11 protein-coding genes are annotated in these 11,015 nt (G+C 69.1%); 10 read left to right on the top strand and 1 reads right to left on the bottom strand.

All coding sequences use genetic code 11. The features are described from left to right. The first annotated feature begins 155 nt into the window (after positions 1–155). The 10 genes from rpmF to ON27_RS42935 all read left to right on the top strand — a co-directional run bounded on the left by rpmF (position 156) and on the right by ON27_RS42935 (position 10,425). Positions 156–338: a 50S ribosomal protein L32 gene (rpmF, locus tag ON27_RS18825; protein WP_043695426.1), complete on the top strand. Its 183-nt coding sequence runs from the start codon at positions 156–158 to the stop codon at positions 336–338. A 20-nt stretch (positions 339–358) separates the two neighbouring features. Further along, positions 359–1,072 carry a ribonuclease III gene (rnc, locus tag ON27_RS18820; RefSeq protein ID WP_043728933.1) on the top strand — a complete coding sequence of 238 codons (714 nt, stop codon included), beginning with the start codon at positions 359–361 and terminating at the stop codon, positions 1,070–1,072. A 1-nt stretch (position 1,073) separates the two neighbouring features. After that, positions 1,074–1,934: a bifunctional DNA-formamidopyrimidine glycosylase/DNA-(apurinic or apyrimidinic site) lyase gene (mutM, locus tag ON27_RS18815; RefSeq protein ID WP_043728931.1), complete on the top strand. Its 861-nt coding sequence runs from the start codon at positions 1,074–1,076 to the stop codon at positions 1,932–1,934. Between the two features lie 63 nt (positions 1,935–1,997). Further along, on the top strand, positions 1,998–2,579 hold the full coding sequence (locus ON27_RS18810; protein WP_043728921.1) for a dihydrofolate reductase family protein: 582 nt from the start codon (positions 1,998–2,000) through the stop codon (positions 2,577–2,579). A gap of 28 nt (positions 2,580–2,607) precedes the next feature. After that, entirely contained in the window at positions 2,608–3,645 is a 1,038-nt protein-coding gene (locus tag ON27_RS18805; protein WP_043728973.1) for a PHP domain-containing protein, read from the top strand. A 103-nt stretch (positions 3,646–3,748) separates the two neighbouring features. Further along, positions 3,749–5,293, top strand: a complete 1,545-nt coding sequence (locus ON27_RS18800; protein ID WP_043728972.1) for a PstS family phosphate ABC transporter substrate-binding protein — start codon at positions 3,749–3,751, stop codon at positions 5,291–5,293. A gap of 75 nt (positions 5,294–5,368) precedes the next feature. Further along, positions 5,369–6,478 (top strand): winged helix DNA-binding domain-containing protein, encoded by a 1,110-nt coding sequence (locus tag ON27_RS18795; protein ID WP_043728919.1) that lies wholly within the window; start codon positions 5,369–5,371, stop codon positions 6,476–6,478. Between the two features lie 339 nt (positions 6,479–6,817). Then, positions 6,818–8,011, top strand: coding sequence for a glycosyltransferase family 4 protein (locus ON27_RS18790; RefSeq protein ID WP_083887661.1), 1,194 nt, complete (start codon positions 6,818–6,820; stop codon positions 8,009–8,011). Beyond that, positions 8,008–10,137, top strand: coding sequence for an amylo-alpha-1,6-glucosidase (locus tag ON27_RS18785; RefSeq protein WP_373282769.1), 2,130 nt, complete (start codon positions 8,008–8,010; stop codon positions 10,135–10,137). Before ON27_RS18790 ends, ON27_RS18785 begins: the two co-directional genes overlap by 4 nt. 99 nt (positions 10,138–10,236) lie before the next feature. Then, positions 10,237–10,425, top strand: a complete 189-nt coding sequence (locus ON27_RS42935) for a hypothetical protein (protein WP_157227233.1) — start codon at positions 10,237–10,239, stop codon at positions 10,423–10,425. Positions 10,426–10,502: 77 nt separating this feature from the next. Here ON27_RS42935 and ON27_RS18780 read toward each other — a convergent pair whose 3' ends face one another. Beyond that, complete coding sequence (locus ON27_RS18780) at positions 10,503–10,958, bottom strand: DUF350 domain-containing protein (RefSeq protein WP_043728915.1); 456 nt, start codon at positions 10,956–10,958, stop codon at positions 10,503–10,505. Between the last annotated feature and the right edge of the window lie 57 nt (positions 10,959–11,015).

The raw sequence follows: 11,015 nt of genomic DNA, 5'->3' as shown, positions 1-11,015 counted from the left end.
CATGAGATACTTGACCCTCGCTGGGCCGGACTGGCTAAATTCGCCTCCGGATCGCCCGGCACCGGCAGCCCCGACGAGGGTGCGGCCGACCCGGACCACTGAGCAAGACCGTTCAGCCGAACCGGCAAAGCAATTAGGACAGAGGAGAAGTAGTCGTGGCCGTTCCCAAGCGCCGGATGTCCCGTTCCAACACCAGGTCGCGGCGCAGCCAGTGGAAGGCCGTCGCGCCGGCCCTGATCACCTGCCCGAACCGCGCCTGCGGCGAGAAGACCCTGCCGCACATCGCCTGCCCCTCCTGCGGTACCTACAAGGGCCGCCAGGTCACCGCCGCGGTCTGATCCTCACGACCTGTAGCGACGTGACCGACGAACCCGACTCGTCCGGTGCACACGCCAGCCTGCTCGCAGCCCTGGGCGTCGACGTGCAGCCGGATTTGCTGCGTCTCGCGCTGACCCATCGGTCCTACGCGTACGAGAACGGCGGTCTGCCGACGAACGAACGTCTCGAGTTCCTCGGCGACTCCGTGCTCGGGCTGAGCATCACCGAGCGGCTGTATCACGAGCATCCCTCCAAGAGCGAGGGTGAGCTGGCGAAGCTGCGCGCGAGCGTGGTGAACATGCGCGCCCTCGCGGAGGTGGCCCGTGGGCTCGGTGAGGGCGGCCTCGGTGCGCACCTGCTGCTCGGCAAAGGTGAGGAACTCACCGGCGGCCGCGACAAGGAGAGCATCCTCGCCGACGGCATGGAGTCGCTGCTCGGCGCCGTGCATCTCCAGTACGGCATCGAGGTGGCGCGCTCGGTGGTGTTGCGGCTGTTCGCCGACCTGCTCGAGCGCGGCCCGCGGATGGGCGCGGGCCTGGACTGGAAGACCAGTCTGCAGGAACTCACCGCCGAGCGTGGTCTCGGCGTGCCCAGCTACGAGATCACCTCGACCGGGCCGGACCACGACAAGGAATTCACCGCCACCACCGTGATCGGCGGCCGGGCCTACGGCCAGGGCGTCGGCCGGTCCAAGAAGGAAGCCGAGCAGAAGGCCGCGGGGGCCGCCTACGAGGCGCTGACCGCCGAAACCTGACGTGCCCGAGCTTCCCGAGGTCGAGGTCGTGCGTCGCGGGCTCGCCGAGCACGTGGTGGGGCGGGTCGTCGAATCGGTGGCGATCACCCACCCCCGCTCGGTGCGCCGCCATCTCGAAGGCGCCGCCGATCTCGCCGCGCGGCTGACCGGCCGCACGGTCGAGTCGGCCCAGCGGCGGGGCAAATTCCTCTGGCTCACCTTCGACGACGAGGAAGCCGCCCTGGTCGTGCATCTGGGCATGAGCGGGCAGATGCTGGTCCAGCGCGCCGACGCGCCGGTGGAGAAGCACGCGCACATCCGCGCCACCTTCGGCGACGGCACCCAGTTGCGATTCGTCGACCAGCGCACCTTCGGCGGCTGGGCGCTCGCGCCGCTGGTCGAGGTGGACGGCACCCTGGTGCCGGAGCCGGTAGCGCACATCGCCCGCGACCCGCTGGATCCGCGTTTCGACGTGGAATCCGTGGTCGCGGTCATCCGGGGCAAGCAGAGCGAGATCAAGCGCGTGCTGCTCGACCAGGGCGTCGTCTCCGGAATCGGCAACATCTACGCCGACGAGGCGCTGTGGCGCGCGCGGATCCATGGCGGCCGTCGCGCCTCTGGACTGTCCAAGCCCGCCCTGCGCGGGTTGCTTGCCGAGGTGAGCGCCGTGATGGGCGAGGCGCTCGCCGCGGGCGGCACGTCCTTCGACGCGCTCTATGTGAATGTCAACGGCCAGTCGGGTTACTTCGAACGGTCCCTCGGCGTATACGGTCGGGAGCACGAGCCGTGTCGCCGGTGTGGTGCGCCGATCATCCGGGAGCGGTTCATGAACCGCTCGTCCTATTCCTGCCCGCGCTGCCAGCCGAAGCCTCGTCGTCGCTAGCGGGAGCGAGCTACCGTTTCCTCAGGGCGGTTCGGAATGTCACCCGACCGTGAGGAAGGAAGCATGCGCAAGCTCACCTATTACGTCGCGTCGACCATCGATGGATTCATCGCCACCGAGGACGGCTCGGTCGATTTCTTCCCCGTCGGCGGCGATCACGGTCCGTCGATCAATGCCCAGTACCCCGAGACGCTGCCCGCCAAGGTGCGCGAGGCGCTCGGCGTAGAGGAGCGCAATCGCTACTTCGACACGGTGCTGATGGGACGCAAGACGCACGACTTCGGCGTCCGCACCGGCACCTCCAGCCCGTACGCGCACCTGCGCCAGTTCGTGGTCTCGACCACGCTGCCGGAGAGTCCCGATCCGGCCGTGGAGCTGATCGCCGAGAACCCGATCGAGAAGGTGCGGGAACTCAAGCGCGAGAGCGGGCTGGGCATCTGGCTGTGCGGCGGCGGTGAGCTGGCGCAGGTACTGCTGCCGGAAATCGATCAGATCTTCCTCAAGCTGTACCCGATCGTGCTGGGCCGGGGGCGCGCGCTGTTCGGCACCGGATCGCGGCTGCCGGAACCCGCCAAGTTCCGGGTGATCACCAGCACGGTGTTCGAAGACGGCGTGGCATTCGTGAAGTACAGCCGGGTGCGATAACGCGGTGCCCGACCAGGAGCCGACCGGGATGCCGGACCGTGCCACGCAGCTCGGTCCGGAGGCAGCGCTGCGCGAGATCGGCTTCTGGCTGGAGCGCTCCCGGGCGGAAACCCACCGGGTGAAGGCGTACCGGCGCGCCGCCGACGTCGTCGCGGGTTTGCCCGCCGAGGAGCGGGAGGCGCGCCGGGCGGCAGGCACCTGGACCGAACTCGCGGGTATCGGCCCCAAGACCGCGGCGATCATCGAGCAGGCATACGCGGGGGCGGTACCGCGGTACCTGACCGAGCTGCGCGCCGCCGCGCAGCCCATCGGGGCGCCGGGCAAGCCGTTGCGCGAACAACTCCGCGGCGATCTGCACACCCACTCGAACTGGTCCGACGGCGGCAGTCCGATCGAGGAGATGATGCGGGTCGCGGCCGCGCTGGGGCACGAATACTGTGCCCTGACCGACCATTCGCCGCGCCTGACCGTGGCCAACGGCCTGTCGGCCGACCGGCTGCGCGAACAGCTGGACGTGGTGGCCGCACTCAACGAACGGTTGGCGCCGTTTCGCATCCTCACCGGCATCGAGGTGGACATCCTCGACGACGGCTCCCTCGACCAGCAGGCGGATCTGCTCGCCCGGCTGGATATCGTGGTCGCCAGCGTGCATTCGCGTCTGCGCGACGACAGCGCGACCATGACCGAGCGCATGGTGCGCGCGGTCGCCGACCCGAACGTCGACGTGCTCGGCCACTGCACCGGCCGCCTGGTCGCGGGCGGCCGCGGCACCAGGCCGGAGTCGACGTTCGACGCCGAGGTGGTGTTCGAGGCGTGCCGCGTCTACGGCACCGCCGTGGAGATCAACAGCAGGCCCGAAAGACTGGACCCCCCTTCGCGATTGCTGCGCCTGGCCGCCGAGATGGGTTGCTATTTCTCGATCGACACCGACGCGCACGCACCCGGCCAGCTCGACTGGCAGGGGTACGGGTGTGAGCGCGCCCTCGCGAACGGTGTCGCGGCAGAACGCGTGATCAACACCTGGCCGCTCGCGGATCTGCTGGCCTGGACTCGCGCGGCAGCGTGACCGAAGGGTTAACTGTCGCCGAACAGTTCGACTTCCCCTGTGCCGGTAGATGATCGCCGCCGAGAATGGGGGCCACACGTATCGCTGGGGGTGGGATCAACTCGTGGATGACTTGCCGCTGGATACCGTTCTGGAACTCATAGGTACCGCCGTGGCGGTAGTAGCCCTCCTCGTGGCGGTCGCCGCCTTCTTGCGGGAGTTCGTCTTCTCCGGCCGCAAACGGCTCGGCTACCGCGTGCAGATGGACACGCCGGTCACCGGGGAGATCGAGTCGCGGTTTCCCGGCGTGCTCACGCAGCTGCGGCCCTCGGCCGACGGAGCGAGCCCGGACCTGCAGGACGTCTCGGTCGTGCTGGTGCGCATCGAGAACGCGGGCATCACCCGCATCGACACCGAGGACTACACCGCGCCCACCGCGCAAGTCGGTCTGCACCTGCACTTCCCGAAGCGCCGGGTGATCGGCATGGCAGTGAACGAGCTGAGCGATCCTTCGTCGCTGGCCGACCACCTCGGCCGCAACTCCGGCATCGACGTGCGCGAGGAGAACAACGGCGGGCAGACCGGCGTGATAGATCTGCCGAAGGTGCCGCTCGGCAAGAGCGATCACTACAAGATCCTCGCCATCCTGGAACGCTCCGACGGTACGGGGACCGCCCCGGACCCGGTGCTGCGCGGCGGCATCAAGGGCGGACGCATCATCGAGACCCGGGCGGGCACTCCCCGCAGGCTGGTCGTGTTCACGGTGGTGCTGGTGCTGGTGATCGTGTTCCTGCTCGTGGTGGTCTGGCGCCAGCCCGCGCCGCCGCCGCTGGAATGCGAGTCGGGCAAGCTGACCGTGATCGGGTCCTCCGCGTTCGAACCGGTGCTGCGGGAGGCCGCCGGGCAGTATCAGAAGCGTTGCCCGGGAGCGGAGTTCACCTTCGCATTCGAAGGGACCGAGCGCGGACTGGACCGGTTGGCCGAGGAAGGCGCGAAGAACCCCGGCCTGCTCGCCATCACCGATGGCGAGAAGGGCAGTGGCTACCCCGGTTTGGTGTACCGTCCGCTCGCGTTGTCGCTGTTCACCATGGTCACGCATCCCGGCGTCGGCATCCGTGGTCTCACCGTGGCCCAGATCCAGGATCTGTACCGGGGCAAGATCGGCAACTGGCGCGAGGTGGGCGGTCCCGACCTGCCGGTGGTGCTGGTGAACCGCATACCGGGCTCCGGATCGCGAAACACCCTCGAGCGGAGACTGCTCGACGGCACGCAGCCGGATCGGCCGCACGTGAGCTGCACAGCGCTGAAGGGCACGACCATCGGCGCGTTCGCCCATTGCGAGGTGCAGGTGACCGCCGACATGCGGAAGGCCGTTGCCGACATCCCCGGCGCCATCGGCTATGCGGAGTTCTCCGAGGCGATGGAGGCGGGTCTGCCGACCATCGCGATCGACGGCGTCGGCGCCGGTCGTGACGCCGCCGTGCGACGCACCTACCCCTTCTGGGGCGTCGAGTACGCCTACAGCAACGGGGAATTGCCCGGTGACTCGCTCGCCGCGAGCTTCCTGCACTACCTGACCGACCAGACCGGGAAAGAGGTGCTGCGCGCGCACGGCAACGCGCCGTGCGCCGACCTGCCCGACCCGGGCCGCTGCCTGCCCGTGCAGTGAACCGGCGGGACCGTCGGCACGCAGGCCGGGTCGCCGGAGCGCTGAGATGTCGGTGGGCTCGGCGAGGATGAGCGCATGACGGAACTGTCGCTGCGCGAACTGAATCGGACGCTGCTGGTCCGCCAGAAGCTGGTGGACCGAGTGGAGCTGTCCCCGCTCGACCTCGTCCGGCACCTGGTCGCGGTGCAGGGCCAGGAGCCGAACTGGCCCTATGTGGGGCTGTGGTCGCGATTGACCGGGTTCCGGCACGACGACCTGGCCGTGCTGCTGCGCGAGCGCAGGCTGGTGCGCTCCACCATGATCCGCCGGACCGTGCACCTGGCCGACGCCGCCGACTTCGGCTGGTTGCGGCCGACGGTGCAGCCCGCGGTCACCGCCATGCTGAAAGCGCCGTACTACCGCGACGAGATCGACGGCGTCGACCTGGACGAACTCGCGCGGGCCGGACGCGAACTGCTGGCCGGGCAGCGGCTGCGCCGCCGCGAATTGGGTGAACTGCTCGCCCCGCGTTTTCCCGAGCGGCATACGCGCAGACTCGCCGAAACCGTCGAGGCGCTGGTCCCGATGGCGCACGGCTCGGAGTCCGGCGCGTGGGGGCGATGGCGCAATCGCTATGTCACGGTCGGATTGGCCGAGGAATGGACGGGCGTGCCCCTGGCAGAGACGCCCCAGCCCGAGACGCTGGTGCTGCGCTATCTCGCCGCGTTCGGCCCGGCCACGGTGGCCGACATGCAGGCGTGGGCGGGCATCACCCGGCTGGCGGAGGTCGTCGACGGTCTGCGCACCCGGCTGCGGGTGTTCACCGACGACCAGCGCCGCGTGTTGTTCGACCTGCCGGACGCGCCGCTGGCCGAGCCGGATCTGCCCGTGCCCGTGCGTTTTCTGCCCGCCTTCGACAACGCCTTGCTCGGCCACAAGGACCGTCGCAGGATCATCAGCGAGGAAGACCGCAAGCGCACCGCCAGAGAGGCTTCGGCGGGTGTACCCGTGTATCTGGTCGACGGCTTCGCGCACGGCCGCTGGTCGCTCGACGGAGCCACGCTGCGCATCGTGCCGTGGCATCCGCTGTCCACGTCCGACGAGGCGGCGGTGCGCGCCGAGGCGGCGGATCTGTTGTCGTTCGTCGTGGCGGGGGGCGATGCCACGGCGGCGGACCACGATCCCCGGGTCGTCATCGAGGGGTGACGCGCGCCGGACAAGGCGGGGCCACCGGACTACCCATCGATAGCTGAACGAACGCTGGGCGGTGCGATTTTTCCCGAACTGTTTGGTTTGAACGAGCCCGCTCGAGGTACCTCCCACTCGGCCCCCCTGATCATGCCGAAAGCGTGACCAGGCCAACCAAGCCCCATGGACGGCGGTGCAGCTAGGTCTTCACCTCCGCCGCGGCGGCCACTTAGTTCAGTTCGGCGCCCGGTACTCCGAGTGCTGGGTGAATGCGAGTGCTACTTGGTTGTCCCTGGAAGGAGGGTCATGAGCGCGCTTTCCGTGCCGATTTCCGCGCAGGCATCGTCCGATCTGGAAATGCCGTCGTCCGACTACTTGTCGACAGATCGTTCCAGCGGCCCGTTTCGCATCGCGATGGTCGTGCCGCCGTACTTCGACGTCCCGCCCAAGGCATATGGCGGTGTCGAGGCCGTGGTGGCCGATCTGGTCGACGCATTGGTGGCCCGTGGCCACGACGTCACCCTGCTGGGCGCGGGGGAGCCTGGGACGAAGGCCAAGTTCGTGCCGGTGTGGGACCGGGCGCTGCCCGAGCGTCTCGGAGAGCCGTTCCCCGAGGTCGTGCACGCTTTGCGGGTGCGCCGCGCGATCGAAGAGCTCGTGGCGACTTCGGGTGTCGACCTGGTGCACGACCACACTTTCGCGGGTCCGCTCAACGCGGCCGTCTTCCAGAGCATGGGCCTGCCGACCGTGCTGACCGTGCACGGGCCGGTGGAGGACGACATCTACCGGTACTACCAGGATCTGGGCGACGAGGTGGCGCTGGTGGCGATCAGCGACCGCCAGCGCGAGCTGGCACCGGGCCTCAATTGGACCGGACGGGTGCACAATGCGCTGCACGTCGACGACTGGCCGTTCCGGGTCGAGAAGGACGACTACGCGCTGTTCCTCGGCCGGTTCAACGAGTGCAAGGCCCCGCACTTGGCGCTGGAGGCCGCGCACGCCGCGGGCATCCCGCTGGTGCTCGCCGGTAAGTGCAGCGAACGTCCCGAACAGGCATACTTCGAGGAGAAGGTGCGGCCGCTGTTGACGGACAACGATCACGTGTTCGGACTCGCCGACGCGGCAGCCAAGCGTAAGCTGCTTGCCAATGCGCGTTGCCTGTTGTTCCCGATCCGCTGGGAGGAACCGTTCGGCATGGTGATGATCGAATCCATGGTTTGTGGCACGCCGGTGGTCGCGCTGCGCGGCGGGGCGGTGTCCGAGGTGATCGTCGACGGCGTAACCGGCCGCATCTGCACCGATCCCGCCGAATTGCCCTCGGCCATCGAAGAGGTCAGGGCGATGGACCCGTACGCCTGCCGTGCCCACGTGCAGGCGAAGTTCGGCTCCGACACGCTCGGCTTCGGGTACGAGCAGGTGTATCGCCGGCTGTTGCGCTCCAAGAATCGGTTCGGCGCCGCGCCGCTGGACACCGCGGCGCCCGCCGCCGCGCCGGTCGACACCGCGCCCGGCGCCGCGTCGGTCAGGATCGCGGCGAGCGGATTGGCGTGACCGGTTCCGCACCGTTGACCCCCGCCCCCCTGAACTCCGGTGAGCCGACCGGGTTCGGGGGGTGCGGCTCTGTCACCCTGGTCGAAGGCGGCACGTTCTGCTTGTCCGATCGGCTCGGCGATGTCGAACCGGGTAAGCCGCACGGCTTGTTCTTCCGGGACGCGCGCGTGCTGTCGCGCTGGGAGTTGCTGGTGAACGGCAAACCCGCGGAGCCGCTCTCGGTGCTGAGTCCGGAGGCGTTCGCCGCCAGGTTCGTGTTGCGCAGGCCCCCGCAGGCGGGCCTGGCCGACAGCACGCTGCTGGTGGTGCGCGAACGGATCGTGGCCGACGGCATGCACGAGTTGATCACGCTGGAGAACATGGGTCGCGAGCCCACGGCGGTGCTGCTGGAGCTGCACGTGGACGCCGACTTCGTCGACCTGTTCGCCGTGAAGGAGGGCCGTGCCGGACACGCCAGGGCCGACGTGACAGTCGCCGACGGTGAACTGGTGCTGCACGATCACGCCGATCGCAGCCGGGGGATCTCGATTTCGGCGACCGTGGAACCGCAGGTTATGCCGGGTTCCCTGGTGTGGCGGGTGATCGTTCCGGTCGGCGAATCCTGGCAGACCGAGATCATCGCCCAGCCGACCGTGGGCAATCAGCGATTCCAGGCGATCTCGCCCGGTGAGCACTACGGCATCAGCGCGCCGGGCCGCAAGATCGAGGCGTGGCGGGACACCGCGACCGACATCGCCGCGTCCGACCCGGTGCTCACCCGAGTGCTGCGCCGCACCGAGAGCGATCTGGGCGCCTTGCAGATGCACGACGAATCCGGCGACGGCCGTCCGTTCGTCGCCGCGGGCGCGCCGTGGTTCATGACCCTGTTCGGCCGCGACAGCTTGCTCACCGCGTGGATGGCGCTGCCGCTGGAGGTGGACCTGGCGCTGGGCACGCTGCAGCAGTTGGCGGATCTGCAAGGGCAGGACGTGAATCCGCTCACCGAGGAGGAGCCCGGCCGCATCATGCACGAGATGCGCCGCGGCCCGGCGGGCGGGCAGGTGTTCGGCGGCAACATCTACTACGGAACCGCCGACGCCACACCGCTGTTCGTGATGCTGCTGGCGGAATGCCATCGCTGGGGTGCGGACGCCGAGGTGATCCGGCAACTGCTGCCCGCCGCCGACGCCGCGCTGCACTGGATCACCGACTACGGCGACCGGGACGGTGACGGCTTCGTCGAGTACCGCCGCGCCACCGACCGCGGCCTGATCAATCAGGGCTGGAAGGACAGCTTCGACGGAATCAACGACGCCACCGGCCATATCGCCGAGGCGCCGATCGCGCTGTGCGAGGTGCAGGGGTACGTGCACGCCGCGATGCTGGCCAGGGCCGAACTCGCCGACGCGTTCGACGATCCACGGATGGCCGGAGTGTTGCGCGAACGCGCCGCGGAGCTGCGGCTGAAGTTCGCCGAGCAGTTCTGGCTGCCCGATCGCGGCTGGTACGCCGTGGCGCTGGACGGCGGCAAACGCCAGGTCGACGCGCTGACCAGCAATGTCGCCCACTGCCTCTGGTCGGGTATCGCCACCGACGAGCATGCCGCCGAAGTGGTGTCGCGCTTGGCGAGCCCGGAGATGGACTCCGGCTTCGGGTTGCGCACCTTGGCCTCGAACATGGGCGCCTACAACCCGATGAGCTATCACTGCGGCTCGGTCTGGCCGCACGACACGGCGATCGCGGTGGCGGGCCTGCTGCGCTACCGGCACGTGCCCGGCGCGGTCGAGCTGGCGACGCAGCTGGCCACCGGTCTGCTGGACGCCGCGGCGATGTTCGACGGCCGGCTGCCGGAATTGTTCTGCGGCTTTCCCCGGTCGCGCTTCGCCACTCCCGTGCCGTATCCGACGTCCTGCTCACCGCAGGCGTGGGCGAGCGCGGCGCCGCTGCTGCTGGTGCGCGCGTTCTTCGGCCTCGACCCCGACGCGCCGACCCGGACGCTCACCGTCCGGCCGCAGTTGCCCCCGCGGTGGGGCAGGGTGTCGCTGCGCGCTTTGCGGCTCGGCGCGACCACCGTCGACCTGGAGGCCGAGGGCACGCAGATCACCGCGGCGCGCCTGCCCGACGACTGGCGGCTGGTGACCCGGTGACGCACACCGGTTGCCGGGAGGCGCGAGCGGGTATGCCTCCGGCGTAGGGATATTGGCAAGCCTTCTCGCACTGATACGCAGCATGGAAGGTGGTGCACGATGCAGACATCGCTGGATATGCAGGACCTGTGGCGGACACAGTATCGCGACTGTGCCGCGGAGCCCTCGACGGATCTCGACCTGGATCGCGCCCTGTTCATCCGCAGCGTGCACGCCGGTCACGGCCCGGAATGCCGCCAGTACCTGGCCGCGGCGGCCTTTTGCCTCGACCATCGGGACGCGCACTGACCGAGCCGTTCGAACCGCGTACGGGCGATCGGGCGGGGTAGGAGCTGCCCGCCCGATCCGAACCGCCGAGGGGCGACCTACAGAATCGCGAAGGCGACGACCAGCCCGAGCGCGAAATGCGCGGCTGCCACCACGAGCGCCTCGGCGGTGTAGGTCTCGGCGTGCAGCGCGTTGCCGATGTCGATGCCGATCGCCCGTTCGATCACGCGCACCGAGACGATCTGGGCGATGATGCCGACCAGGCCGAACACCAGCGCGGCGATCAGGCCCTCGGAGAGCTTGCCGCCGCTGCCGACGGCCAGGATGGCCAGTACCACGATGAACGCCATGCTGATCATGCCAGCGGCGGTGACGATGATGGCGTTCGGTTTGCCCGCCACCACCAGCTTGCGCAGCTTGCCCGGCGTGGTCAGGTCGATGGCGTAGAAGCCGACGAGCATGAGCACCAAGCCGACGAGGGCGTAGAGGACGATCGCTCCCACACCCTCGCCCAGCGAACTCCAGTACCCCGACTCCAGGGCGACTGCGGTCATCTTGATCCTTCCGAAATGGGTTGGCGTGCGCCGAGATGGATACGTGCTGGTCGGTGA

The sequence above is a fragment of the Nocardia asiatica NBRC 100129 genome (assembly GCF_000308415.1).
In the GTDB taxonomy this organism is placed as follows: Bacteria; Actinomycetota; Actinomycetes; order Mycobacteriales; family Mycobacteriaceae; genus Nocardia; species Nocardia asiatica.
Note: the sequence above shows the minus strand (reverse complement) of the source record. Positions and strands in the feature narration are given on the sequence as shown.

Coding starts and splice junctions, on each gene's coding strand:
- ON27_RS18810 (WP_043728921.1), top strand. CDS start 1,998: ATGCGCAAGCTCACCTATTACGTCGCGTCGACCATCGATGGATTCATC.
- ON27_RS18805 (WP_043728973.1), top strand. CDS start 2,608: ATGCCGGACCGTGCCACGCAGCTCGGTCCGGAGGCAGCGCTGCGCGAG.
- ON27_RS18795 (WP_043728919.1), top strand. CDS start 5,369: ATGACGGAACTGTCGCTGCGCGAACTGAATCGGACGCTGCTGGTCCGC.
- ON27_RS18790 (WP_083887661.1), top strand. CDS start 6,818: ATGCCGTCGTCCGACTACTTGTCGACAGATCGTTCCAGCGGCCCGTTT.
- ON27_RS42935 (WP_157227233.1), top strand. CDS start 10,237: ATGCAGACATCGCTGGATATGCAGGACCTGTGGCGGACACAGTATCGC.
- ON27_RS18780 (WP_043728915.1), bottom strand. CDS start 10,958: ATGACCGCAGTCGCCCTGGAGTCGGGGTACTGGAGTTCGCTGGGCGAG.